The organism is Citrobacter sp. Ce119 (genome assembly GCF_030334525.1).
Classification (GTDB): Bacteria; Pseudomonadota; Gammaproteobacteria; order Enterobacterales; family Enterobacteriaceae; genus Citrobacter; species Citrobacter europaeus.
In genome coordinates this window covers 49,455-75,657 of sequence record NZ_JAOWDR010000017.1, presented here as the reverse complement: position 1 = coordinate 75,657, position 26,203 = coordinate 49,455, and the positions used below count along the sequence as shown (strand labels likewise).

The window sequence follows — 26,203 nt, the reverse complement described above, 5'->3', positions numbered from 1 at the left end:
CGGAACCTCCCCTAATGTGCTCGACCGAGGGGTGTTGATGTCGGGGGAAACCCTCCCGTGAACCAGCGGGATAGAGTGAAAGACAAAGACCGGAACCAAACTAAAGCGCCCTCTGTGGCGCTTTAGTTTTATACCCGGCACATTTTTGAACCAATCAATCATCTTCCAGCAGGCGCGCCCCGGTCCCCTGCTCGCCAAGCTGATCGCCTGGGTTACGCAACGGGCAATCACTGCGTGACAAACAACCGCAACCAATACACCCATCCAGCTCATCGCGTAGTGCCACCAAAGTATGAATACGTCGGTCCAACTCTTCACGCCATTGCGAAGAGAGTTGTTTCCACTCTTTGGCACTGAGTGAATGTCCTTCAGGTAATACGCCGAGCGCGTCACCGATCGTGGCCAGAGGGATCCCGATGCGTTGAGCAATCTTGATAATCGCCACATAACGCAACACATCACGTTTATATCGGCGCTGATTGCCGCTGTTGCGCATACTGCTGATTAACCCTTTGCTTTCATAGAAATGCAGGGTTGATACCGCCACGCCGCTACGCCTGGCGACTTCACCTGGCGTGAGGAGCGCTTTTATCCGGGGTAATTTCTTTTCCATAAATCGCTTTACCTCAAGTTAACTTGAGGAATTATACTCGCCCGCAGACAAAACGACGAATCGAATACTGAGAAAGAGGCAGCCCTATGTCCCATCAGCAGATTATTCAGACCCTTATTGAATGGATTGACGACCATATCGATCAGCCGCTGAACATTGAGGCGGTGGCGAAAAAATCAGGTTACTCGAAGTGGTATTTACAGAGAATGTTCCGCACGGTGATGCGCCAGACGTTGGGTGACTACATCCGTCAGCGTCGACTTTTACTGGCCGCTGTTGAACTGCGAACGACTGAGCGACCTATTTTCGATATCGCGATGGATCTTGGTTATGTATCGCAACAAACCTTCTCGCGCGTGTTTCGCCGCGAGTTTGATCGTACCCCCAGCGATTACCGCCATCGCCTGTAAGATTATTGCCCGCTCTGCGTCAGTATAGCGGGCGACCGTTGTATCCACTGCATGAACTCCTGCGACGGCAGTGCTTTCGCGAAATACCAGCCCTGACAATACTGTACGCCGTGTTCGCGCAGCCACTCGATTTGCTCACTCGTCTCTACCCCTTCCGCAATCATCTTCAGATGTAAGCTTTGCGCCATTTCGATGATATGTTCGGCAATCAGGTGACTGGTGCTGTTAGTGGACAGTGTGCTAATAAACGATTTGTCGATCTTCAGGATATCGATATTCAACGCGGATAAATTATGTAGATTGGAATATCCCGTGCCAAAATCATCAAACGCCACTTCATAACCGGCCTGGCGAAACGCCTGGATTACCGGGGTCATTTTATCTATATCAATAAATCCGCGCTCCGTTACCTCGACTTTAATTTGCCGGGGCGCCACAGAGTACTCACGGTTTTTGTCGGTAATCAGGGCAATGAGTCGGGATGAATGAAAGTCAGAAGCCGAGAGATTTATCGAGATATAAAGTTGAGGATGCGCGGCAAGAAAGTATCCTAAATCGTTGAACACCTCTTCAACTACATAATCCGTGATCCGCTCAATCATTCCCTCTTGTTCAGCCAGCGGAATAAACTCGGTCGGGCTCATCACTTCACCATTACCGCCAGGCCAGCGCAGCAGAGCCTCAGCCCCAACGCACTGACCGTTTTTGATATCAATGATCGGCTGGTAGTGCAGACGCAGTTGACGTTTTTTGATTGCGCGTTTTAACAAGCGGCGAGGAGATAAGTATTCCTGGCGCGTGCGCCACCATATTAACAGCATCAGGATGCTGCAGATGACCCCGAAAGGAATCGTTACTGCAGCCTCGTGATAGAAAATCGAATTTATGCGTTTATCTGAGGTCGAGGCAATAATCGCAATCGGACGTTTTTCTGAATGCACGATGGTATAGAAGCGATCGTCCAGTTGGAAGGTAGAGGCTTCACCGCGCACCAATGGCAGTAATTGCGCAATATGCGCCCCTTCGCTGGCAGAGAAAAAGGTGTCCGTTACCGTGTCGTACACGCCCCAGGACAGATCCGGATCCTCTGACATGACTTCGCTGTATGATAATGGGTTGATGACGACAACGTAGTTTCCACGTTGCATATACGTCATTCGGTAGCCAGCGAAAAAGGGGGTATCGCGATAGTAATAGATGGAGACGTCCGGCGTACGTTTATAGTCGGCGGTCGGCATAATATAGGTGACAGGCGGCACCATCGACGTAGAGCACAAAAAATGATCGCCCTGCGCATAAATTAGCTCGCTGATATATAAACGGCCACGAATAATATTTAGCATATTTTTCTGATGTGCCGGGGTACACATCTTACCCTGATACAACTGGGCCATATCACGTGCTAAATCGGCTTGTTGGATCACCAGTTCAGTTTTATTTAACACCAGTTGAGCAAAAGAACGAAGTTGATTACGGGTTTCGGACATTGCCCTGATTTGAGCAAACCATAACGCCAGTACCACGGGGAGCAATACCACCATGAATGTTCCCAGGAACTTCAGCATCTTGCGACGCGCACTGTGATTCATGTCAGCCCAATTTCCCTGTTTCGTATATGCCAGAACCCATTAAGGCAAGATGCTATAAACACCGACTGATTAAGTTGCATGAATCTATCAGTATTAGCAACAGACTTCTCTATGTAAAAGTCTGATAATAGTTGATGATGATATTATTTTTCCGTAAGGCAAACTTAAAGTTATGCTTATTTCATAACGTTATTATCTCCAAGGAGTAATTTTTTATGAGCATTATCCTGGTAAGATTTAAGAAATTCATTAAATTTTTTTAACGATTAATTTAGGATAAATTAAACAGGTAATGTAAATGCACCTTTAAGATTAGTTATTTAGTATCATTACCTGGTTGAATATAACCACACAGTAAACAGGGTTTTCATCCTGCAAAAATCACGTCCAGTACTGGTGAACAAACGAGCATATGTGATATAGTTCACAAAAATTATGTAACAGAAACGATGTTTCATTCATGTTATTGCCCGTCGATAGCCAGAGTACTCCACCCTCGGTGAACACCCCCGCGCTGTCCTGGGCATCCAGACTTTCTGAGGACGTTTTTCATGGCAACGATAACAACTGGCGTGGTTCTACTGCGATGGCAATTACTCAGCGCGGTGCTGATGTTTTTAGCCAGTACGCTCAATATCCGTTTTCGTAAATCAGATTATATTGGCCTGGCCGTCATTAGCAGCGGTTTAGGGCTGGTTTTTGCCTGCTGGTTTGCAACCGGATTACTCGGCATAACCCTGGTGGATATGTCCGCAATCTGGAAGAACATTGAAACCGTGATGGTTGAAGTGATGAGCCATACACCGCCAGACTGGCCGATGGTGTTGAACTAATAACGGAATTGCATATGGCTACCCCAATCCTGAGGTAGCCATAATTGTCAGCGAAATGCAGAGGGATTAGAACGGAATATCGTCGTCGAAATCCATCGGTGGCTCGTTAGAAGGCGCCGCCGGAGCTGACTGCTGCGGACGAGACTGCGCGCCGCCGCTGAACTGATTGCCGCCCTGAGGCTGCTGAGGCTGACCCCAACCACCCTGCTGCTGGCCGCCACCTGCCGGAGCACCACCACCCTGACGACCGCCCAGCATTTGCATGGTGCCGCCAACGTTCACCACAACTTCAGTGGTGTACTTTTCTACGCCGGATTGGTCGGTCCATTTGCGGGTACGCAGCTGGCCTTCGATATAGACCTGGGAACCTTTACGCAGATATTCGCTGGCCACTTCAGCCAGTTTGCCAAACAGCACAACACGGTGCCATTCAGTCTGCTCTTTCATTTCGCCGGTCGCTTTATCACGCCAGGATTCGGAAGTAGCCAGCGTAATGTTGGCGACTGCGCCACCATTCGGCATATAGCGTACTTCCGGGTCCTGGCCCAGATTACCGACGAGAATCACCTTGTTTACGCCTCTGCTGGCCATGATCGTGTCTCCTGAAAAACGTTACTGAATAAGTGTAAGCGCGGGATTGTAGCATTTCCAATAGCGCTTTTACTACGTTGCGAGATCGATTCCAGTAAACAACCCCGGACGGACATTGTTGCACAGGCATCTGCGTTTTGCATTCCAATACTGTATATCCATTCAGGTCAGGTTGTGTCATAATTAACCGTTTGTGATCGCCGGTAGCACCATGCAGCCAGGCAAAAAAGCGTTTAATCCGGGAAAGATGAATGGATAAGATCGAAGTTCGGGGCGCCCGCACCCATAATCTCAAAAACATCAACCTCGTCATCCCGCGCGACAAGCTGATTGTCGTCACCGGGCTTTCGGGCTCAGGCAAATCTTCGCTCGCTTTCGACACCTTGTATGCCGAAGGGCAGCGTCGTTACGTTGAATCCCTTTCCGCGTACGCGCGTCAGTTTCTGTCGCTGATGGAAAAGCCGGATGTCGACCACATTGAGGGGCTGTCTCCCGCCATCTCAATTGAACAAAAATCGACGTCCCACAACCCGCGATCCACGGTAGGTACCATTACCGAAATTCACGACTATCTGCGCCTGCTGTTTGCCCGCGTTGGCGAGCCGCGCTGCCCGGATCACGACGTCCCCCTGGCGGCGCAAACCGTTAGCCAGATGGTGGACAACGTCCTGTCGCAGCCGGAAGGCAAGCGTCTGATGCTACTGGCGCCGGTAATTAAAGAGCGTAAAGGGGAGCACACCAAAACGCTGGAAAACCTGGCAGGCCAGGGCTATATCCGCGCCCGTATCGATGGTGAAGTGTGCGACCTTTCCGATCCGCCCAAGCTTGAGTTGCAAAAGAAACACACGATTGAAGTGGTGATTGACCGCTTTAAAGTACGCGACGATCTCACCCAGCGCCTGGCGGAATCCTTTGAAACCGCGCTGGAACTGTCCGGAGGTACGGCGGTGGTCGCCGATATGGACGATCCAAAAGCGGAAGAACTGCTGTTCTCCGCCAACTTCGCCTGCCCGATCTGCGGCTACAGCATGCGCGAACTGGAACCTCGTCTGTTCTCGTTTAATAACCCGGCTGGCGCATGCCCGACCTGTGACGGTCTCGGCGTGCAGCAGTATTTCGATCCTGACCGGGTGATCCAAAATCCGGAACTGTCGCTGGCCGGCGGTGCTATCCGCGGCTGGGATCGTCGTAACTTCTATTACTTCCAGATGCTTAAGTCACTGGCAGAACACTATAAGTTCGACGTCGAAGCCCCATGGGCCAGCCTCAACCCTGCCGTGCATAAAGTGGTGCTGTACGGTTCCGGTAAAGAAAATATCGAATTTAAATATATGAACGATCGCGGCGATACATCCGTACGTCGCCATCCGTTTGAAGGCGTATTGCACAACATGGAGCGTCGTTATAAAGAGACGGAGTCCAGCGCGGTACGTGAAGAACTCGCCAAATTCATCAGCAACCGACCATGCGCCAGCTGTGAAGGGACGCGTTTACGCCGGGAAGCCCGCCACGTATTTGTTGAAAATACGCCGCTGCCCGCGATTTCCGACATGAGCATCGGTCATGCGATGGATTTCTTCAACAATCTGAAGCTTGCGGGTCAGCGGGCGAAAATTGCAGAAAAAATTCTTAAAGAGATTGGCGATCGTCTGAAATTCCTGGTCAACGTCGGCCTCAACTACCTGACGCTGTCGCGTTCAGCGGAAACGCTCTCCGGCGGCGAAGCCCAGCGAATTCGTCTGGCAAGCCAGATCGGCGCAGGTCTGGTCGGCGTAATGTACGTACTGGATGAGCCGTCTATTGGTCTGCATCAGCGCGATAACGAACGTCTGCTGGGTACGCTTATCCACCTGCGTAATCTGGGTAATACGGTTATTGTGGTCGAGCACGATGAAGACGCGATTCGCGCCGCTGACCACGTTATCGATATCGGCCCCGGTGCTGGCGTTCACGGCGGCCAGGTGGTTGCCGAAGGTACGCTGAAAGATATCATGGCGGTGCCTGAGTCGCTGACCGGCCAGTACATGAGCGGTAAGCGCAAAATTGAAGTGCCGAAACAGCGCGTGGCAGCCGATCCGGAAAAAGTGCTGAAGCTCACCGGCGCGCGCGGCAACAACCTGAAAGATGTCACCCTGACGCTGCCGGTTGGTTTATTTACCTGCATTACCGGGGTTTCCGGTTCGGGTAAATCGACGCTGATTAACGACACACTGTTCCCGATTGCGCAGACAGCGCTGAACGGCGCTACGCTGGCTGAACCTGCGCCATATCGCGACGTTCAGGGTCTGGAACATTTCGACAAAGTGATCGACATTGACCAAAGCCCGATTGGCCGTACGCCGCGCTCTAACCCGGCGACCTACACCGGCGTGTTTACGCCAGTGCGCGAACTGTTTGCCGGTGTCCCGGAGTCGCGTGCGCGCGGTTATACGCCGGGTCGTTTCAGCTTTAACGTTCGCGGCGGACGCTGTGAAGCCTGTCAGGGCGACGGGGTGATCAAAGTCGAAATGCACTTTCTGCCGGATATCTATGTGCCGTGCGATCAGTGCAAAGGCAAGCGCTATAACCGCGAAACGCTGGAGATTAAGTACAAGGGCAAGACCATCCACGAAGTGCTGGATATGACGATTGAAGAAGCGCGTGAGTTCTTCGATGCCGTTCCGGCGCTGGCGCGTAAGCTGCAAACGCTGATGGACGTTGGCCTGACGTACATTCGACTGGGTCAGTCCGCTACCACGCTCTCAGGCGGTGAGGCGCAGCGCGTGAAGCTGGCGCGCGAGCTCTCCAAACGCGGTACCGGGCAAACGCTGTATATTCTCGACGAACCGACCACCGGTCTGCATTTTGCGGATATTCAGCAACTGCTGGACGTGCTGCACCAGCTCCGGGATCAGGGCAACACCATCGTGGTGATTGAGCACAATCTGGACGTGATTAAAACCGCTGACTGGATTGTCGATCTTGGTCCGGAAGGCGGAAGCGGCGGTGGAGAAATTCTCGTCTCCGGTACGCCAGAAACGGTCGCGGAATGTGAAGCCTCACACACGGCACGCTTCCTCAAACCGTTGTTGTAATTGCGCAACACTTGTCTGGCCTACAGAATATGCATAATTGCTTGTAGGCCGGATAAGGCGCTTGCGCCGCATCCGGCGAAACGGATCAGGGCTGCGCCAGTATCCGGCGTTTATCTTCCGGCAGCGTGTTGACGGCCTGCTGATAGGAGGCGTCTACCAGATAGTAGATTTGCGAATCCGGCAGCGAGCCATCCAGATACACCGTACTCCAGTGCGCTTTATTGAGATGTCGGCTTGGTCGTACATCGCTATGCTGCTGACGTAACAACTCTGCCAGCTCCGGGCTGGTTTTCAGAGACACCGCAGGGCGTTCTTCCACCTCTTTTACCATGGCAAAGAGCACATCTTCGACTTTGATCTGGGTGGCCTTCCAGTCACTGTGAACGCTCTGCTCCGCGCCCGTTTTTGCCATGCAGTATTGCAGCAACTCCGAATTCGTCATCTTTATTCCCCTTACCAGCATATTGCCTAATGAGAACATCTTTTATTCAGTGTGCAGCAAGTCCGCAAAAGGTAAAAGCCGTGAACGTAAATTTGTTTAAAAAACCAGCAATCGATGATCTCAGTACTCCGAGTTGACGATCACCTCTTCACCAAACGCACCGGCCTGCGGCAGCGGTTTATACGTGGAATTAGAGGCGCGCAAAATACGAATACCGCGAATACCTACGTCGCGAGCGGCGGTGATGTCATTATCAGAGTCACCGTAGAACATGCGGACATTTTTATCCTGCAGCCACTGCGTTTTGGTGTTCTGACCCGGCTTATCACCGGCGAAAATGACTGGATTCATATTACCAGCCGGGATGTGAAAGTTATCGGACAGCGTTTTCGACACGGTTTCCGTTTTCGTCTGGCTACGCCCGGTTACGAAAAAAATGCTGTCGCCGCGACGCACGTGCATATCAATCAGCTGACGAGCGACCTCTTTTGGAATGCTGAATTCGTCCCAGCCATTGTTCATTTTTTCCCAGAAAGCCGGATTCTTCAGGTAATCCTCACTATCCGGGGAATACGTTTTTTTACCGCGCCAGAAGCCAGGGCTGGAAAAGAGGACGGTGTCATCAATATCAAACCCGACGGCCATCGGCGGGCGTCCGGTCAGACTGTTTTCAATTTGTGCCACGGAGACCCAGTGAATGGGTGCCTGCTCAGCGAGTTTTGCAACGTTGGTGCCAGGATTAAGCTGAGAGGGAGAGGAAACTAACGCCTGGGCTGGCTGATTTAGCGTGAACAATAAACAAACGGCACTCAGTGCCAACGTAAACTTGCGCATATTTTTCCCTAAGTAGTCAGTTAGTTATCATTTTTTTATTAACAACTGGTCAAAAAACTATCTGACCTTACCCCTTAGGGGAAGGGAAAGGAAGGATTTTCTCTGGTTTTGTCCTGGAAAAGGAGCACGATCACACAGGAAAGTGCGCCTGATGGCACTACACTTATCGGCCTACAAACGAAAATCCATATCCATTTGTAGGCCGGATAAGGCGTTCACGCCGCCATCCGGCAACACACAAAGCCAATTACATGACGGCGGCAAATGCCTTCGCCACGCGCTGCACGTTACCGTGATTCAGCCCGGCCACGCACATACGACCGCTGGCTATCAGGTACACACCGAACTCATCGCGCAGGCGATCGACCTGAGCGGCGCTAAGCCCGGTATAGCTGAACATTCCGCGTTGTTGCAGCAGGTAATCAAAGTTGCGACCAGGGATCTCCGCATTTAATACCTTAACCAGCTCCTGGCGCATCGCCAGAATGCGGGTACGCATCTCTTCGACTTCCGCCAGCCAGTTAGCTTTCAGCGCGTCATCCCCCAACACCGCGGCAACCACCTGCGCACCAAAGTTTGGCGGGCTGGAGTAGTTACGGCGCACCGTCGCTTTTAGCTGCCCTAAAACGCGGCTGGCGGCATCAGCGTCTTCACATACTACTGACAGTCCGCCGACACGCTCGCCGTACAAAGAGAAAATCTTCGAGAATGAGTTGCTGACCAGAGCAGGCAATCCGGCACTGGCAATGGCGCGGATCGCATAGGCATCGTCTTCCATTCCACCGCCGAAACCCTGGTAAGCAATATCCAGGAATGGGATCAGATCGCGTGCTTTCAGGATCTCTATGACGCCATCCCACTGCGCGGGAGTTAAATCCGCCCCCGTCGGGTTATGGCAGCACGGATGCAGCAGTACGATGCTGCGCGCCGGTAAGGTATTCAGCGTGGTCAGCAGGTCGTTGAAACGCACACCGTTGGTCGTGTCGTCATACCAGGGGTAAGTACCTACTTCGAACCCTGCGCCTTCAAAAATCGCGATGTGGTTTTCCCAGGTCGGGTCGCTGACCCACACGCCAGAATCAGGGAAATAGCGTTTCAGGAAGTCTGCGCCAACTTTTAGCGCGCCGGAGCCGCCCAGCGTCTGAATCGTTGCGACGCGCTGCTGCTGGAGAACCGGATGATCTGCGCCAAACAGCAGCGGCGCAATAGTATGGCGATACGTGTTCAGACCTTCCATCGGCAGATACAGCGAAGCGCCATGCGGTTTGGCATTAAGTCGGGCTTCGGCTTCCGCCACCGCTTTAAGCTGAGGAATAATGCCGTCTTCGTTGTAATACAGGCCGATACTGAGGTTCACTTTGTCGCTACGTGAATCTTCTTTGAAACGCTCCATGAGCGATAAAATCGGGTCGCCGGCGTAGGCGTCAACTTTTTGAAACACGTGTGGTTCTCCAGGTTTACAGGCAGGGGTTAAGAACACAATAAACCGGAAGCGGGAGAAGATCGAGAGGATGTTGAGAGGAATATTGCCGGAAGGCGGCGTCACCGCCAATCCGGCACTTCATGCTGTTAATCGATATACTTCATCGCCACCCTTGAGGTCAGGCGCGTAATAAGTTCGTAAGCACTTACTTTCGTCATTTCAGCAATGCGTTCAACGGGCAGGCCCTCGCCCCACAGAATCACCGAATCACCCGCTTTGTCCTGCGCCTCGGGGCCTAAATCGACGCAGATCATATCCATCGCGACGCGACCGACGATCGGTACCTCACGGCCATTAACCAGGACTGGCGTCCCGGACGGCGCTGCGCGCGGATAACCATCGCCATAGCCCATCGCCACCACGCCCAGACGCGTGTCGCGCTCGCTCAGCCAGGTTCCACCGTATCCAACCGGTTCGCCCGCTTTGTGCTCACGCACCGCAATCAGGCTGGAGGTCAGCGACATCACCGGCTGGCAGCCAAAATCGGCGCCGATAGAGTGGTTTTCCAACGGCGATACGCCATACAAAATCAGCCCCGGACGCGCCCAGTCGAAGTGAGACTGCGGCCACAGCAAAATCCCCCCCGACGCGGCAATCGAACGCTGCCCCGGTTTGCCTGCGCAAAAACTATTGAAGATATCGAGCTGTTTTTCGGTCGCGCCACATTCAGGCTCGTCCGCACGTGCAAAGTGGCTGACGATATTGACCGGCTGGCGCACGTTTTCACATTGCGTTAAGCGCTGATAAAACGCCTCGGCCTGCTCAGGACGCACGCCCAGGCGGTGCATTCCCGTGTCGAGCTTCATCCAGACGGTGACAGGTTCAGCCAGTTCAGCGGCTTCCAGAGCGTCAAGTTGCTCCTGGTTATGGACAGCAGTATGCAGACGCTGCGCGGAAATAGTCGGTAGATCGGTGGCATCAAAAAATCCCTCCAGCAGCAGGATGGGCTGCGTGATCCCTCCCGCTCGCAAGCGCAGGGCTTCTTCAAGACGAGCGACACCAAAAGCGTCCGCATCGGGGAGCGTTCGCGCGGTCTCTAACAGACCATGGCCGTAGGCGTTCGCTTTCACGACCGCAACCAGTTTGCTGGCGGGAGCCAGTTCACGCAGACGTTGCAGGTTGTGTCGCAGAGCGCGGCGGTTAATGACTACAGTTGCCGCTTGCATTTGTATTCCTTTATAAAAGAATCTTCTAAATCATTCGTGTTGCTGGAGGGCGACAAGCCTGAGAATCCCCGGAAGCTCAGTAAACTAAGTGACCGGGATGAACGGGCGTAGTCAACGCATCTGCAGCATGAAGGATGACGGAGATTTATTCGTCGTCGTATTGTGGGCCCGCATAGTTATCGAAGCGCGACCACTGACCGTTAAACGTCAGGCGCACTGTGCCGATCGGGCCGTTACGTTGCTTACCAATAATGATTTCCGCGATCCCTTTCAGGTCGCTGTTTTCGTGATAAACCTCATCACGATAAATAAACATGATTAAGTCGGCATCCTGCTCGATGGAGCCGGACTCACGCAGATCCGAGTTAACCGGGCGCTTGTCGGCGCGCTGTTCCAGAGAGCGGTTAAGCTGCGACAGCGCCACCACCGGCACATGCAGTTCTTTCGCTAACGCTTTCAGCGAGCGGGAGATTTCTGCAATTTCCAGCGTACGGTTGTCGGAGAGCGACGGCACACGCATCAGCTGCAGGTAGTCGATCATGATAAGTCCGATGCCGCCGTGTTCACGGGCGATACGACGAGCACGCGAGCGCACTTCCGTTGGCGTCAGGCCGGAGGAGTCATCAATATAGATGTTTCGTTTCTCCAGCAAAATACCCATTGTTCCGGAAATTCGCGCCCAGTCCTCATCATCCAGTTGACCAGTACGAATTTTGGTTTGGTCTACGCGTGAGAGCGAGGCCAGGGAACGCATCATGATCTGTTCTGAGGGCATTTCAAGACTGAAGATAAGAACCGGCTTATCCTGCAACATCGCCGCATTTTCGACGAGGTTCATTGCAAATGTCGTTTTACCCATCGACGGACGCGCAGCGACAATAATTAAGTCTGACGGCTGCAAACCAGCCGTCTTTTTATTGAGGTCGTCATAACCGGTGTTTACTCCGGTGACGCCGTCGTGCGGCTGCTGGAATAACTGCTCGATACGCGCGACGGTTGCGTCGAGCACATCGGTGATATTTTTCGGCCCTTCGTCTTTGTTGGCGCGGCTTTCTGCAATTTTAAAGACGCGGGATTCCGCAAGGTCCAGCAGATCTTCACTGGAACGGCCTTGTGGATCAAACCCAGCTTCCGCGATTTCATTCGCGACCGAAATCATGTCACGAACAACTGCACGTTCTCGGACAATATCAGCATAAGCGCTAATATTCGCCGCACTTGGCGTATTTTTAGATAACTCAGCCAGATAAGCAAAACCGCCGACGCTGTCCAGTTGCCCCTGAACCTCCAGCGATTCAGCGAGCGTGATCAGATCGATGGGTTTTCCCATCTCCTGCAGGCGATGCATTTCCGTGAAGATATGCCGGTGCGGTCGGGTATAAAAATCCTCCGCCACCACACGCTCGGCGACATCGTCCCAGCGTTCGTTATCCAGCATTAAACCGCCCAACACCGACTGTTCCGCTTCAATCGAGTGCGGCGGTACTTTCAGCCCGGCGACCTGGGGATCGCGCTCACGAGCATCAGTCTGTTGTTTGTTGAAGGGTTTATTTCCTGCCATAGTGAATGGAGTTACCGAGATAATGATTGGGTCGAAAGATTACCACATTTCTTTTGGAGGAAGCATGGCAACACGTATTGAATTTCACAAGCATGGTGGCCCTGATGTACTCAAGGCTGTGGAGTTTACGCCCGTAGACCCGGCGGAAAACGAAATCCAGGTCGAGAACAAAGCGATTGGGATCAACTATATCGACACCTACATCCGCAGTGGTCTTTATCCACCGCCTTCTCTGCCCAGCGGTCTGGGAACCGAAGCCGCAGGCGTGGTCAGCAAAGTCGGTAGCAACGTGACGCACATTAAAGCCGGCGATCGCGTGGTTTACGCTCAGTCCCCCCTGGGCGCCTACAGCTCAGTGCATAACGTTCCGGCTGATAAAGCCGCCATCCTGCCTAACGCTATCTCGTTTGAACAAGCCGCCGCCTCATTTCTTAAAGGGCTTACCGTATTTTATCTGTTACGTAAAACCTATGAAATTCAGCCTGATGAACCGTTTTTGTTCCATGCTGCTGCGGGCGGCGTCGGTATGATTGCCTGCCAGTGGGCAAAAGCATTAGGTGCGAAGCTGATTGGAACCGTCGGCAGTGCGCAAAAAGCGCAAATTGCGCTGCAGGCCGGCGCATGGCAGGTCATTAACTATCGTGAAGAAAGCATTGCTGAACGAGTGAAAGAGATAACTGGCGGAAAAAAAGTGCGGGTGGTGTATGACTCGGTGGGGAAAGATACCTGGGAAGCCTCGTTGGATTGTCTGCAGCGCCGCGGACTGATGGTCAGTTTTGGCAACGCGTCCGGACCAGTGACCGGTGTAAATTTAGGGATTCTGAATCAGAAAGGTTCGCTATACGTGACCCGTCCCTCTCTGCAGGGTTACATCACCAACCACAACGAATTAACCGAAGCCAGTAATGAGCTTTTCTCATTGATTGCCAGTGGGGTAATAAAAGTGGATGTCGCACCTGGTCAGACATTTGCGCTGCACGACGCACAGCGTGCCCATGAAGTGCTGGAAAGTCGCGCCACGCAGGGATCGAGTTTACTCATTCCGTAACGCCATCACTTTCCCCTAAATAATTTAAGCTCCAGGACGGCGGCAATTGAGTGAATCCCCAGGAGCTTACTGGAGTAAGTGACTGGGGTGAATGAAAGCAGCCAACACACCTTGAGTTTGAATTATGACGAGGAAAGAAAGAATTAGGGCTTCCCGCAGGAAGCCCTTTCTTTTTTTAGTTCGGCTGTATGTAGGGTACAGCTCGATGAATTCGTTAACCTGGCAATAGTGACAGATTTGATAATCAATTCCTATTTGGTTCTAAAGGCAATGTTGCAGGTTGTGACGCACCGCTCAATACCTTAGTAAAATCGGCGGTTATTGCGCTGATACTGTGGGACTTTTGGCGCTTTTATCGCCTTGATAACCCACACCACGGCAACGGCCAGCAGCAGCCAGGGAAGCAGTTTAATCATCAAGGCAAATAGTCCGCCTAAAAACATCACTGCCGTAGCTACCACCAATGCGGCCAACACCCCCAGCAAAGATACGCCGGTGACCATCAGCATGATAAAAAATCCAATCACAAAAAGTAGTTCCAGCATGGCTCTCTCCCGAAATGAAGTACTCTCCATAGCTTTACAAGAAACATGCCAAAATTAATATATTGATTTATAAAGAAAACGCCCCGCGACAAAGTGCAGGGCGTGGTGAAATTAACTAACTTTTGGCGAAAACTTAACGCTTGTCAGCGACCAGCTTCAGCGCATGTTCCAGAACGTTAATATCTGCCCCAGCTTTATGCGCATTTTCGCTCAGATAGCGACGCCACTGACGGGCCCCTGGAATCCCCTGAAACAGCCCCAGCATATGGCGCGTCACATGTCCCAAATAGGTTCCCTTACTCAGTTCACGCTCAATGTACGGGTACATGGCGCGCACCACGGCAACCGGATCGGCATCTTCGGTGGCAGCAGCAAAAATCTCACGGTCAACGGACGCCAGAATACCTGGGTTTTGGTAAGCTTCACGCCCCACCATCACGCCATCCATATGTTGCAGATGAATTTTTGCTTCTTCCAGCGATTTAATGCCGCCGTTGATCGACATCGTCAGATGCGGGAAATCACGCTTTAGCTGATAAACGCGGTCATAATCCAGCGGTGGGATCTCGCGGTTTTCTTTCGCGCTTAACCCGGATAGCCAGGCCTTGCGGGCGTGAATAATAAACATCTCACATTCGCCGTTGCCAGATACCGTGTTGATGAAATCGCACAGGAATTCGTAGCTGTCCTGATCATCAATACCAATACGCGTTTTCACCGTAACCGGTATCGACACCACGTCGCGCATTGCTTTGACGCAATCGGCGACCAGTTGTGCATTCCCCATCAGACAGGCGCCAAACATGCCATTCTGTACGCGGTCGGAAGGACAACCCACGTTGAGGTTAATTTCGTCATAGCCCCGCTGTTCAGCGAGCTTCGCACACTGCGCCAGCGCTGCCGGATCGCTCCCACCCAATTGTAATGCTACTGGGTGCTCTTCTTCGCTATACGCCAGATAATCGCCTTTACCATGAATGATCGCGCCGGTGGTTACCATCTCCGTATAGAGCAGCGTCTGGCTGGACAGTAAACGCAAAAAGTAGCGACAGTGTCTGTCCGTCCAGTCGAGCATCGGCGCGATAGAAAAACGATGAGCGGGAAAAGCGGTAGACTGAGATTCAGGCAGCATGGCGAATATTCAAGCATCCGGTTAAAAAAGGGGCGCTACTATAGCATAGACCGTTACGATAGTGAGCCACATCCTCGCGGTTATCCCTCCGTAGCCCCCACGCGCGCTATTTACGCCCGGGTTTTCCGTCATGAGAGCCAAAAAACTGCGGCGGATGGTCGACCCAGCGATCCTCGCGCGTAGCCGCATAGACAGGGTTAAGCGGGTAATATATGCGGTTATGTTTTTTATTCGCTTCACCTACGACCAGCAGACGCACCTCTTCACTGGTGTTATTGATAAAGGTGTGACACACGCCGGTGCCCGCCGGGAAACCAACGCTGTCGCCCGGTTCCAGCTTCCATAAATAACCGTTAATCCAGGCCTCAGGATATCCTTCCAGCACATAGATAAACTCTTCCTCATCGCTTTCAGCGTGCGGGTACGACGTGCGCCGCCCCGGCGGCAGGCGTTCATGATGAATACCGAGCCGCCCTAACCCGAGCTTGCGGGCAAGCGGCGCGCCAATCGAAAACAACTCATTGCTGTCGGGATAAGTGGCGTCATCAGCCCCCTCAACTTCTCGCCAGTGGCGAATACAATCGGGTCTTTTCATGTTTATTTTCCAGTATTGCGATGCGTCAGGTATAGCACACCACGGTGGATCTCGGCGTTTTAAGCAGAACATGTTAAAGTAAGGGATTAACCTTCCACGCAAATCGAGGCGCCAAATGGACAAAACCACTACGCAGGAGTTATTGGCTCAAGCTGAAAAACTCTGTGCGCAACGCAACGTGCGACTTACGCCACAACGCCTCGAAGTGCTGCGCCTGATGAGCCTGCAGGAAGGCGCAATTAGCGCCTATGACCTGCTTGACCTGCTGCGGGAAACCGAGCCACAGGCGAAACCGCCGACCGTGTATCGTGCGCTCGACTTTCTGCTGGAACAAGGGTTTGTGCATAAGGTGGAATCCACCAACAGCTATGTGCTTTGCCACCTGTTCGATCAGCCAACCCACAGTTCCGCAATGTTCATTTGCGATCGCTGTGGCGTGGTAAAAGAAGAGTGTGCGGAAGGCGTGGAAGACATCATGCATACGCTGGCGGCAAAAATGGGCTTTGCCCTGCGGCATAACGTTATTGAAGCCCACGGGCTGTGCCCGGCCTGTGTGGAGGTTGAGTCATGCCGTCATCCTGGCGAATGCCAGCATGACCATACGATTCAGGTGAAGAAGAAAGTTGGGCGCTAGATAAGGAGGAGAGCGTACATCCTTGTACTCTCAGGAGGGAGGGGTTAATTACCAGCGGTAATCATTACGTTTTTCCCAATCATTAACTTCTTTTTCCGCCTGATCTTTCGCGTAACCGTAACGCTCCTGGACTTTACCGACCAGTTGGTCACGTTTACCTTCAATGACCGTCATATCATCATCGGTCAGTTTGCCCCATTGCTCTTTCACTTTACCTTTAAACTGCTTCCAGTTGCCGCCGACTTCGTCTTTATTCATCATCAAGTCCTCATCGTTAGGTTGTGAATAGCGAGAGTGCCATGTCCAGACACATGCTGTTTTTGCTGGACGTGAGAATAAGTGTAGTCAGGGATTCTGGGTTTTATTTACTATTCGGAATTTTTAACCATCCTGCTCAGGCGAACCAGGTTCCATTACGCCAGTGGCGTCGCCAGATAATGGCCAGTGAAAGCCCACGCAACGTGAGGAAAACGCTTAATGCCAGCCACAAACCATGATTTCCAAGCCACGGTAAAGCGAGCAGCGTTAATGCGAATCCCACTGCGGCAACGGCCATACTGTTACGCATTTCTGCAGCCCGCGTCGCGCCAATAAACATCCCGTCGAGCAGATAACACCACACCCCCACCAGCGGCAAAACCACCTGCCAGAAGAGATAGCGATCGGCCAGCAGTTGGATCTGCGGCAGCGAGGTCAGCAGCGCCACAATCTGCTCGCCAAACAGGGCATAAACCAGCGAAAACAAAATAGCCACAATACCGGACTGTCGACAGGCCGCCCGCCAGACGTCCAGCAACTGGCTACCATCTCGCGCCCCATAGGCCTGACCCGAATGCGCTTCCACGGCATAGGCAAATCCGTCCAGCGCGTAGGCGGTAAAAGTCAGCAAGGTCATCAGAACGGCATTAACCGCAATGATATCGCCTCCCAGACGCGCACCCAGCACCGTGATAGCGCCAAAACAGAGTTGTAGCAGCAGCGAGCGCAGCATGATGTCGCGGTTGAGCGCCAACAAACGACGGAAGTTGCCACGCCACGCCTGCTTCAGCATTGCCAGTGAAATGCCACGTATATGCAGGACTTTACGTACCATCATCAGGCCAATCAGCAGGGTGGCATATTCGGCAATCACCGTCGCCAGCGCCGCTCCCTGCACGTTCATATGCAGGCCCATCACCAGCCATAAATCGAGTACGATGTTGAGAATATTACCGACAATCAACAGGATAACCGGCGCACGCGCATACTGAACGCCAAGCAGCCAGCCGAGCAGCACCAGATTCGCCAGAGACGCGGGTGCGCTTAACCAGCGAATTTCCAGGAAACGTCGGGCCTGCTCCAGTACCGCTTCACTTCCCCCGACAATATGCAGAGCCAGATCGATAATCGGTGTACGAAACAGTGCGATAAGCAGCCCCGCTCCCAGCGCCAGCATTAGCGGCTGCACCAGCGCGCGCGCCAGCGCCTGCGGATTTTTCGCGCCAAATGCCTGCGCGGTAAGACCTGTGGTACTCATGCGCAGGAAAAGCAGCAACATAAAGAGAAAACTGGTCGCCGTGGCGCCAACCGCAACGCCGCCAAGATAGACTGGGCTATCCAGATGACCAATCACAGCGGTATCCACCAGTCCCAGCAGGGGAACGGTGATATTGGAAAAGATCATCGGTAAGGCGAGGTGCCAGAGTGCTTTATCAGAAGAGGTAAAGAAAGGCATACAGGAGAGCCTGGAAGAAGTTAGAGGTACTGAAAAAAATGTTGTCCATGCCCGACAAGCGCAGCGCCATCGGGCACGTTGCCGGATGGCGACATAAACGTCTTATCCGGCCTACAGGGCATTAACAGAAAATTACAGCCATTCACCGTTACGAATAACGCCTACCGCCAGTCCTTCGATAGTGAAGTTTTGCTCACGCAGGTCGACAACGATGGGTTTAAATTCGCTATTTTCTGGCAAGAGTTCAACCTTGTTGCCCTGTTTTTTCAGGCGCTTAACGGTGACTTCGTCATCGATACGGGCAACAACGACCTGACCGTTACGCACGTCCTGTGTTTTATGCACAGCGAGTAAATCACCGTCCATAATACCGATATCTTTCATCGACATACCACTAACGCGCAGCAGAAAATCGGCGTTCGGTTTGAACAGTGAAGGATCGACCTGGTAGTGGCCTTCGATGTGCTGCTGCGCCAGCAGTGGCTCACCTGCAGCCACACGCCCAACAAGCGGTAACCCTTCTTCTTCTTCCTGCAGCAGTCGAATACCGCGCGATGCACCGGATACAATTTCCAGCACCCCTTTACGCGCCAGCGCTTTCAGATGTTCTTCAGCAGCGTTTGGGGAACGGAACCCCAAACGCTGCGCGATCTCCGCACGCGTCGGTGGCATACCTGTCTGGCTGATGTGATCCCTAATGAGATCAAACACCTCTTGCTGCCTGGCCGTTAACGCTTTCATTCCGCCCCCTGGGTGTATATACAGTTATGCTGTGAGTATATACAGCTAAAGGTGATTTTGGAACCGCAAACTGCACAAAAAACAGGAGATTTATGCAGTTGTGGAATCTTTATCGCAAATGCGACCACAACAGGATGCCCCAGGTGATCAGAGCGACAAAAATAGACAGCAATACCGCCGCCGACCCCATATCTTTTGCCCGACCGGAAAGTTCGTGATACTCAGAGCCAATACGGTCAACCACCGCCTCAATCGCACTGTTGAGGATTTCAACGATCATCACCAGCATCACGGACCCAATCAACAGCACGCGGGTAATCGCATCGACGTCCAGCCAGCAGGCGATGGCTACGCCCAACAGGACGGCAACGCTTTCCTGACGGAATGCCGCCTCATTGATCCATGCGGCGCGAAAACCTTTCCAGGAATAGCCTGCAGCTTTGATAATTCGGGTGAATCCAGTGGTATTATTGGCCATCAAAAAGAACCTTTTTACATTATTAGCGTCAATGTCATTGTAACGTTACCCCGTTTGTTTCAGGGTGTGGCAAAGCAGCGCGAAGTATGACGGGATACCACAGAAATTAACTAAACTTTCTGATATCCTTGCAGCGCATTTGCATTATTAACCAGAGGCTTTACATCGTTTATGTCCGGCTGGCCACGAATTTACTACAAATTACTGAATTTACCATTAAGCGTCCTGGTAAAAAGCAAGTCTATTCCGGCAGAACCTGCCCCGGAATTGGGACTCGATACTTCTCGTCCCATTATGTACGTCTTACCGTACAATTCAAAAGCAGACTTGCTGACGCTGCGTGCCCAATGTCTGGTGCACGATCTCCCCGATCCCCTGGAACCGCTGGAGATAGACGGAACTCTGCTGCCGCGCTACGTGTTTATTCACGGCGGCCCGCGTGTGTTCACCTATTACACGCCGAAAGAAGAGTCCATCAAGCTGTTCCATAACTATCTCGATCTGCATCGCAGCAATCCAGACCTGGATGTGCAGATGGTGCCGGTTTCGGTGATGTTTGGCCGTGCGCCAGGGCGTGAAAAAGGCGAAGTCAATCCGCCGCTGCGCATGCTGAACGGTGTACAGAAATTCTTTGCTGTGTCCTGGCTGGGACGCGACAGTTTTGTCCGCTTCTCCCCGTCAGTCTCCTTGCGTCGCATGGCGGATGAACACGGTACGGATAAGATCATTGCTCAGAAGCTGGCTCGCGTGGCGCGCATGCACTTTGCTCGTCAGCGTCTGGCCGCAGTTGGCCCGCGCCTCCCTGCCCGCCAGGACCTGTTTAATAAGCTGCTGGCCTCAAAAGCTATCGCTCGCGCGGTAGAAGACGAAGCGCGCAGTAAAAAAATCTCCCACGAAAAAGCGCAGCAAAACGCCATTGCGCTGATGGAAGAGATTGCCGCCAACTTCTCCTACGAGATGATCCGTCTGACCGACCGTATTCTGGGCTTTACCTGGAACCGGCTGTATCAGGGGATTAACGTTCACAATGCGGAGCGTGTCCGTCAACTGGCGCACGATGGGCACGAAATCGTGTATGTCCCGTGCCACCGCAGCCATATGGACTATATGCTGCTGTCGTACGTTCTGTACCACCAGGGTCTGGTTCCGCCGCACATCGCTGCCGGTATCAACCTGAACTTCTGGCCAGCGGGTCCGATTTTCCGCCGTCTGGGCGCATTCTTTATTCGTCGTACCTTCAAGGGTAACAAGCTCTATTCCACCGTTTTCCGCGAATACCTGGGCGAACTGTTCAGCCGCGGCTACTCGGTTGAGTATTTTGTCGAAGGTGGCCGTTCACGTACCGGTCGTTTGCTCGACCCGAAAACCGGCACGCTGTCGATGACTATTCAGGCGATGCTGCGCGGCGGAACGCGTCCGATTACCCTCGTACCGATCTACATCGGCTATGAGCACGTAATGGAAGTAGGCACCTACGCCAAAGAGCTGCGTGGCGCGACGAAAGAAAAAGAGAGTCTGCCGCAAATGCTGCGTGGCTTAAGCAAGCTGCGTAATCTGGGTCAGGGCTATGTTAACTTTGGTGAACCAATGCCGTTGATGACTTACCTTAACCAGCACGTGCCGGAGTGGCGTGAATCGATTGATCCTATCGAGTCTATCCGCCCGGCCTGGCTGACGCCGACGGTGAATAACATTGCCGCCGATCTAATGGTGCGCATTAACAACGCAGGCGCGGCCAACGCCATGAACCTGTGCTGTACTGCGTTACTGGCTTCCCGCCAGCGCTCTCTGACCCGTGAACAGCTGACCGAGCAGCTTGACTGCTATCTCAGCCTGCTACGCAATGTGCCGTACGCGGCAGATGCTACAGTTCCTGCGCAGAGCGCCAGTGAATTGATCGATCACGCCTTGCAGATGAACAAGTTTGAGGTCGAGAAAGACACCATCGGCGACATCATCATTTTGCCGCGCGAGCAGGCGGTATTGATGACCTACTACCGCAACAACATTGCGCATATGCTGGTTCTGCCTTCATTGATGGCAGCCATCGTGACTCAGCATCGTCGTATTTCACGCGCCGCGCTACAGCAGCATATTGATGCGCTGTATCCGATGCTGAAAGCGGAGCTGTTCTTACGCTGGGAGCGTGATGAACTTGCCGGAGTGATTGACGAACTGGCCAGCGAAATGCAGCGCCAGGGACTTATCACCCTGACCGATGACGAACTGCATATCAATCCGGCCCGCTCCCGTACGCTACAGCTGCTGGCGGCAGGCGCTCGCGAGACGTTGCAACGCTACGCCATTACCTTCTGGTTGCTGAGCGCCAATCCGTCGATCAACCGTGGTACGCTGGAGAAAGAGAGCCGCACCGTGGCGCAACGCCTCTCCGTGCTGCACGGCATTAACGCGCCGGAATTCTTCGATAAAGCCGTGTTCAGCTCCCTGGTGCTGACGCTGCGTGACGAGGGATTCATCAGCGACACCGGAGATGCCGAACCGGAAGAGACGATGAAGATCTATCAGATGCTGGCCGAACTGGTCACGTCAGATGTGCGTCTGACCATCGAGAGCGCTACACAAGGCGAGTAAGCATAAAAAAACCGGTCGGAATGAACTGACCGGTTTTTTATTTTGCAGACTAGACCAAACTCAAAAATGCCAGTAGCTCATCGCCAGTCCTAAGAACAACACCAGACCGACGTAATTATTGTTCATAAACGCTTTAAAACAGGCATCACGTTCGCGATTGACGATCAGTTTCTGCTGATAGACAAACAGCGCGCCCGCCACCAGCAGAGACCAGTAATAACCCAGCCCTAACCCGTTTAGCCAACCCACCAGCGCCATCAACACCAGCACGCCAACCTGCAAAACACCAATAATCAGCTTGTCGTTCTTACCAAACAGAATCGCGGTCGATTTAATGCCTATCTTCAGGTCATCATCCCGGTCAACCATGGCATATTGCGTATCATAGGCCACTGCCCAGAGGATATTGGCGAGGAACATCAGCCAGCAGCTCAGCGGTACGGATTCGCTCACGGCGGCAAACGCCATCGGGATCGACCAGCCAAACGCCGCCCCCAGCACCACCTGCGGCAGATGCGTATAGCGCTTCATAAAGGGGTAAACCCACGCCAATGCTAACGCCGCAACGGATAACAATATGGTCATCGTGTTGAGTGTTAAAACCAGCAGGAAGGCCAGCAGCACCAATACGATGAACAACGTTCGGGCTTCTTTCTCGGTTACGGCCCCGCTCGGCAGCGGTCGATTCGCGGTGCGTTTAACGTGTCCGTCAAATTTCCTGTCGGCATAATCATTCACCACGCATCCGGCGGCGCGCATTAACCATACTCCGGCAACAAAAACCGCCAGGATCCACAGTTGCGGCATGCCCGGGGTCGCCACCCACAATGCCCACAGCGTAGGCCAGAGCAGTAGTAAGGCGCCGATTGGCTTATCCGTACGCATCAAGCGGTGAAACGCCAACAGCTTATTCTGCGTCAGACTCCACTCCATCTTTATCTTCCTCTCAGTACAACGGCGATGCAGGCAGAAAAAGCTCGGTAAGCATCAGCGGCTTACCGCTCAGCCGCAGGCGGGAACGACGCCCCCACAGCGCTGCATCGCGGCCAATCTCAATAAAATCTCGGGTCAATGTTGATGACGTAAACAGGTAGCGTCCGAGCGGGGTTTTCCCCAGGTTTTGTAAGGCCAGTTCAGGACCGCACAAGGTTGATTCAGGCACTACGGTCCGTCCGGCAAGCCAGGGTTCACCATCCGCGCATAACAGGATTTCACGTAACCAATAGCGGGGCTCTTCAGGCAGCAGCGGCAGCTCTTCAGACACCTCATTTTGCCCAACGAATTCTTCGCGAATCAACGTGACGGTGACCTGTTTTCCCTGCTGCTCAAAACGTGTAGTCATGGAATCTTCCAGTAACAACCAGTCGAGCAGTTGGGCGTCCAGCGCCGGGATCGCATCAAAATAACGCAGCGCACGCAGTTGCGTTAACGCAGGGTGTGGCATGCCTTACTCTCCGATTTATAACCTGAAGGCATTGTATCGCAGAAAAGGCATTACGGGGTGAGCAAACACAATTAAGTGATCGGTAGGGCAACATAAGTGTAACAATTAGCACCGAAGGATAAAAAAAGGTGCGCCAGGAGACGCACCAGTTGTTGCAAAATCAACAATGTGGGGAGATGTTTACCCCTTGCCTTTTACACTGCTGATAAAGGTGGATCGGGCAGATTTGGATCCCAGACGTTCAGCTTCATCAAGCAGCTTCAGCGCTTTATCGACATCGCCTTTCGCAACTGCATCCTTAATGCCCTGATTAAAATAGCTTTCCGTGTCGTTCAGCATCGGCTCACTTTTCTTCACCGGCTGCGGCGCAGGTGCGGCAACTGCTGCTGCCGGAGCTGCATAAGCCACCGCTGGTGCGGCGGTATTACCAACCGTAACAGGACCAGGGCCGGACGAGCCAAACAGCGGCCCGACCAGAACGCTGGAGGAGGAGCTGGTTTTGACTTTCAGTTTCAGCAGGCCGTCGGTGGTATGACGAGCGATCGGGTCAGGGATATCCGGAATCGCGTTACCTACCCCCTTGGCATAGGCTTTTGCCGGGTCAAGCAGAGTCGTGGTCTGTTGCAGATCTTTATCCGTGGTAAAGACCAGAACATACAGTTTTTGCTGGCCCAGCGCAGGCGTCAGGCGCATGACCCCTTCCAGGCGATCGGCACTCATCACGCCGGGCTCCTGGTAGGTGAAATAGCTGCTGGGGAAGAACGCAGATGGCGTCATGTTTTGGTCAAGAATTAAGACGTTTGGCGCAAATACGCTGGTTTGTTTGTTGACCTCACTGGACAGCGTCAGGGTCAGTTCGCCAATGTTCGCCGGCACGCTATAGGCCGCGACCGGGCCGGTAATACCCGCGATATCAAGACGCTGGCCCGCTGTCGCAAGCTGTGTCGATTGGGTTTTGGATTGATCAACCGGCGTCCAGGTCAACTGTTGCAGCGCGGCAGTGGGGATTGTTGGGGCCGCGGTGGTGTTCTGCGGAACAATATTAACATCGGCCAGGCTGATGCCAGGCGCGCTGGCAAATAACCCTGCAGATAAACAAAGGGCAACGAGACTTTTCTTCATTTTCATTGTTATCACCTCAGATAGCATGGGTTCAGCGGTGGCCAGGCAATAGCGCGCTAAACCGTAATCAAGAGGGGCTTGCGCCCCTCTTTCGGTCTTTACGTCAGGTTAGTGCTGGATTACCACCAGATTTCCATCTGGGCACCGAAGGACCACTCATCGCTGTCGCCACGGCTGGTTGTGCTGATACCAGAGTTAGTTGCGGCGGCATATTTAGAAACTTTGTCGCCATTTTTCACGTAACCCCACTCTTCATCCCATTTGGCATAGGTTGCGAAGACGCGGATTGCCGGGCGAGACCAGATGCTGTCGCCAGCCTGCCATTGTTGTGCCAGGGTGATTTTGTACTGGCTGTTGCGATCGCTGGTCTGCTGTGATTTAACGTTGTCGTAACCGACTTCCAGCAAGGTGCTCATGATCGGCGTCCATTTGTACATCGGACGGATACCCACGGTGTACCATTCGGTACCCAGGTCGTTATCCAGGTCGATGTTCTGATACATACCGACGTACATCAGGTCCCACTTGTCGCCCAGAGAGATTGCACCATGGTCAAGTACGCGTACCAGGCTACCATTGTTATTGATGTTGTTGTCAACATGATGGATGACAGGTGCATCTGGAGATACCTGAGTATCGAAGGTAGAGCCGTAAGTCCCCTGCGAGCCGCCCTTACCTTGCGTTGTCATGGCGTCAGTCGCGTACTGAACAACAAATTTGTTATAGCCTTTCAGCATACTTTGGGTGTGTTCTGCGGTGAACATCCAACCATCTTTCGTTGCGTCATCCGCGTAGCTGTAACCGTCGGTTTTATTCGCGCGGCCATAGTCCACACCCAGTTCCAGCATACCGTCAGGGTTAGTAGCCATCTGCGCTAAACGTACGTCAAATACGTCGTTCGCGGTATCTTTAGAGGTGTCGTAGATATTCTGGCTACTGAAGGTATAAGACCCCCCAGCTTCCTGAGAACGGGTGGCCGCCAGAGACAGTTTACCGAAGCCCAGATCGATGTTTTCAATACCAGCACCAGGACCTGAAATATCCCAGTAGTAGAAGTCGATCATGTGGACGTCATGACGCTGATAGAAACGTTTACCGGCCCAGATGGTGGAACCCGGCAGCCATTCAATCAGGTTTTTACCCTGCACGTTGGCTTCGCGGAAAGCAGGATCGGTCGCTTCCCAGTCATTCTGCTGTGCAACGGAGTAGGCAACGTTGGTGTCGAAGTAGAAGCTCTTATCGCCCTCTTTCCACACTTCCTGACCTAATTTGATTTCCGCATAGGTTTCACATTCGTTACCAAGACGGTATTTACTTTGTGCACCTGTTGCCTGGAAACATTGTTGTTCACCGCCGCTACCCGTCCAGCCAATACCGGAACGAGCATAACCATGGAAGTCCACGGCCATTGCCTGAACAGACATAATGCCTGCTGCCACAGCAACCGCCAGAGGGAGTTTGCGCAGAGTAATCATCGTTCTATCTCCTGAGATCATTGCTTTTCTTTAAACGCTGCCACCTTCTGCAACTGCGAATGGTTTTGCGTTTCGTTTTTTTTATGG

General features: G+C 52.9%; 25 protein-coding genes. 6 read left to right on the top strand and 19 right to left on the bottom strand.

The genetic code is table 11. The features are described 5' to 3' along the window. Nucleotides 1-154: 154 nt before the first annotated feature. Entirely contained in the window at nt 155-613 is a 459-nt protein-coding gene (gene soxR / locus OGV80_RS02005; RefSeq protein ID WP_043018085.1) for a redox-sensitive transcriptional activator SoxR, read from the bottom strand. Between the two features lie 86 nt (nt 614-699). On the opposite strand from soxR, the gene soxS reads away from it, so the two are divergent. After that, nucleotides 700-1,023, top strand: a complete 324-nt coding sequence (gene soxS, locus OGV80_RS02000) for a superoxide response transcriptional regulator SoxS (RefSeq protein WP_016155362.1) — start codon at nt 700-702, stop codon at nt 1,021-1,023. A 2-nt stretch (nt 1,024-1,025) separates the two neighbouring features. Here the strand turns inward: soxS and pdeC are convergent, their stop codons facing one another. Next, nucleotides 1,026-2,612 carry a cyclic di-3',5'-guanosine monophosphate phosphodiesterase PdeC gene (pdeC, locus tag OGV80_RS01995; protein WP_087051805.1) on the bottom strand — a complete coding sequence of 529 codons (1,587 nt, stop codon included), beginning with the start codon at nt 2,610-2,612 and terminating at the stop codon, nt 1,026-1,028. Nucleotides 2,613-3,163: 551 nt separating this feature from the next. Between pdeC and OGV80_RS01990 the strand changes: the two genes are divergently transcribed. Next, nucleotides 3,164-3,445, top strand: coding sequence for a YjcB family protein (locus OGV80_RS01990; RefSeq protein WP_016155360.1), 282 nt, complete (start codon nt 3,164-3,166; stop codon nt 3,443-3,445). 66 nt (nt 3,446-3,511) lie between these two features. On the opposite strand, the gene ssb1 is transcribed toward OGV80_RS01990, so the two are convergent. Beyond that, nucleotides 3,512-4,036 carry a single-stranded DNA-binding protein SSB1 gene (gene ssb1 / locus OGV80_RS01985; RefSeq protein ID WP_003826621.1) on the bottom strand — a complete coding sequence of 175 codons (525 nt, stop codon included), beginning with the start codon at nt 4,034-4,036 and terminating at the stop codon, nt 3,512-3,514. 251 nt (nt 4,037-4,287) lie between these two features. Here ssb1 and uvrA point away from each other — a divergent pair, with 251 nt between their 5' ends. After that, nucleotides 4,288-7,110, top strand: a complete 2,823-nt coding sequence (gene uvrA / locus OGV80_RS01980) for an excinuclease ABC subunit UvrA (protein WP_016155358.1) — start codon at nt 4,288-4,290, stop codon at nt 7,108-7,110. 85 nt (nt 7,111-7,195) lie between these two features. Here the strand turns inward: uvrA and OGV80_RS01975 are convergent, their stop codons facing one another. From OGV80_RS01975 to dnaB, 5 genes are all read right to left on the bottom strand, one after another. Next, on the bottom strand, nt 7,196-7,552 hold the full coding sequence (locus OGV80_RS01975; RefSeq protein WP_006688292.1) for an MmcQ/YjbR family DNA-binding protein: 357 nt from the start codon (nt 7,550-7,552) through the stop codon (nt 7,196-7,198). A 120-nt stretch (nt 7,553-7,672) separates the two neighbouring features. After that, nucleotides 7,673-8,386, bottom strand: a complete 714-nt coding sequence (gene aphA / locus OGV80_RS01970; RefSeq protein WP_043018082.1) for an acid phosphatase AphA — start codon at nt 8,384-8,386, stop codon at nt 7,673-7,675. A gap of 247 nt (nt 8,387-8,633) precedes the next feature. Continuing rightward, entirely contained in the window at nt 8,634-9,827 is a 1,194-nt protein-coding gene (gene tyrB / locus OGV80_RS01965; RefSeq protein WP_075145349.1) for an aromatic amino acid transaminase, read from the bottom strand. Between the two features lie 128 nt (nt 9,828-9,955). Then, a complete protein-coding gene (gene alr / locus OGV80_RS01960; protein WP_286513453.1) occupies nt 9,956-11,035 on the bottom strand; it encodes an alanine racemase in 1,080 nt (359 codons plus the stop codon). A 145-nt stretch (nt 11,036-11,180) separates the two neighbouring features. Further along, nucleotides 11,181-12,596 (bottom strand): replicative DNA helicase, encoded by a 1,416-nt coding sequence (dnaB, locus tag OGV80_RS01955; protein ID WP_003826610.1) that lies wholly within the window; start codon nt 12,594-12,596, stop codon nt 11,181-11,183. A 64-nt stretch (nt 12,597-12,660) separates the two neighbouring features. Between dnaB and OGV80_RS01950 the strand changes: the two genes are divergently transcribed. Continuing rightward, on the top strand, nt 12,661-13,644 hold the full coding sequence (locus OGV80_RS01950; protein ID WP_043018510.1) for a quinone oxidoreductase: 984 nt from the start codon (nt 12,661-12,663) through the stop codon (nt 13,642-13,644). Nucleotides 13,645-13,946: 302 nt separating this feature from the next. On the opposite strand, the gene pspG is transcribed toward OGV80_RS01950, so the two are convergent. The 3 genes from pspG to OGV80_RS01935 all read right to left on the bottom strand — a co-directional run bounded on the left by pspG (nt 13,947) and on the right by OGV80_RS01935 (nt 15,916). Continuing rightward, nucleotides 13,947-14,189, bottom strand: a complete 243-nt coding sequence (gene pspG, locus OGV80_RS01945; RefSeq protein ID WP_003031713.1) for an envelope stress response protein PspG — start codon at nt 14,187-14,189, stop codon at nt 13,947-13,949. Nucleotides 14,190-14,322: 133 nt separating this feature from the next. After that, nucleotides 14,323-15,321 (bottom strand): tRNA dihydrouridine(20/20a) synthase DusA, encoded by a 999-nt coding sequence (dusA, locus tag OGV80_RS01940; RefSeq protein WP_286513450.1) that lies wholly within the window; start codon nt 15,319-15,321, stop codon nt 14,323-14,325. 106 nt (nt 15,322-15,427) lie between these two features. Then, complete coding sequence (locus OGV80_RS01935; RefSeq protein ID WP_043018078.1) at nt 15,428-15,916, bottom strand: cupin domain-containing protein; 489 nt, start codon at nt 15,914-15,916, stop codon at nt 15,428-15,430. Nucleotides 15,917-16,031: 115 nt separating this feature from the next. Here OGV80_RS01935 and zur point away from each other — a divergent pair, with 115 nt between their 5' ends. After that, nucleotides 16,032-16,550 (top strand): zinc uptake transcriptional repressor Zur, encoded by a 519-nt coding sequence (gene zur, locus OGV80_RS01930; protein WP_003031709.1) that lies wholly within the window; start codon nt 16,032-16,034, stop codon nt 16,548-16,550. A 48-nt stretch (nt 16,551-16,598) separates the two neighbouring features. Here the strand turns inward: zur and OGV80_RS01925 are convergent, their stop codons facing one another. The 4 genes from OGV80_RS01925 to OGV80_RS01910 all read right to left on the bottom strand — a co-directional run bounded on the left by OGV80_RS01925 (nt 16,599) and on the right by OGV80_RS01910 (nt 19,483). Next, a complete protein-coding gene (locus OGV80_RS01925) occupies nt 16,599-16,808 on the bottom strand; it encodes a CsbD family protein (RefSeq protein WP_003031706.1) in 210 nt (69 codons plus the stop codon). Between the two features lie 136 nt (nt 16,809-16,944). Further along, on the bottom strand, nt 16,945-18,264 hold the full coding sequence (gene dinF / locus OGV80_RS01920) for an MATE family efflux transporter DinF (RefSeq protein WP_087051802.1): 1,320 nt from the start codon (nt 18,262-18,264) through the stop codon (nt 16,945-16,947). A gap of 132 nt (nt 18,265-18,396) precedes the next feature. Next, nucleotides 18,397-19,005: a transcriptional repressor LexA gene (lexA, locus tag OGV80_RS01915; RefSeq protein WP_003826596.1), complete on the bottom strand. Its 609-nt coding sequence runs from the start codon at nt 19,003-19,005 to the stop codon at nt 18,397-18,399. Between the two features lie 109 nt (nt 19,006-19,114). Beyond that, nucleotides 19,115-19,483, bottom strand: coding sequence for a diacylglycerol kinase (locus OGV80_RS01910; RefSeq protein WP_003826594.1), 369 nt, complete (start codon nt 19,481-19,483; stop codon nt 19,115-19,117). A 171-nt stretch (nt 19,484-19,654) separates the two neighbouring features. Between OGV80_RS01910 and plsB the strand changes: the two genes are divergently transcribed. After that, nucleotides 19,655-22,075: a glycerol-3-phosphate 1-O-acyltransferase PlsB gene (plsB, locus tag OGV80_RS01905; RefSeq protein WP_003826592.1), complete on the top strand. Its 2,421-nt coding sequence runs from the start codon at nt 19,655-19,657 to the stop codon at nt 22,073-22,075. Between the two features lie 60 nt (nt 22,076-22,135). Here the strand turns inward: plsB and ubiA are convergent, their stop codons facing one another. The 4 genes from ubiA to OGV80_RS01885 form a co-directional block, all read right to left on the bottom strand. Further along, nucleotides 22,136-23,008 carry a 4-hydroxybenzoate octaprenyltransferase gene (ubiA, locus tag OGV80_RS01900; protein WP_043018076.1) on the bottom strand — a complete coding sequence of 291 codons (873 nt, stop codon included), beginning with the start codon at nt 23,006-23,008 and terminating at the stop codon, nt 22,136-22,138. A 13-nt stretch (nt 23,009-23,021) separates the two neighbouring features. Next, nucleotides 23,022-23,519: a chorismate lyase gene (ubiC, locus tag OGV80_RS01895; RefSeq protein ID WP_043018075.1), complete on the bottom strand. Its 498-nt coding sequence runs from the start codon at nt 23,517-23,519 to the stop codon at nt 23,022-23,024. Nucleotides 23,520-23,699: 180 nt separating this feature from the next. Then, complete coding sequence (malM, locus tag OGV80_RS01890; protein WP_047407224.1) at nt 23,700-24,647, bottom strand: maltose operon protein MalM; 948 nt, start codon at nt 24,645-24,647, stop codon at nt 23,700-23,702. A 113-nt stretch (nt 24,648-24,760) separates the two neighbouring features. Continuing rightward, nucleotides 24,761-26,116 carry a maltoporin gene (locus OGV80_RS01885; RefSeq protein ID WP_087051799.1) on the bottom strand — a complete coding sequence of 452 codons (1,356 nt, stop codon included), beginning with the start codon at nt 26,114-26,116 and terminating at the stop codon, nt 24,761-24,763. Between the last annotated feature and the right edge of the window lie 87 nt (nt 26,117-26,203).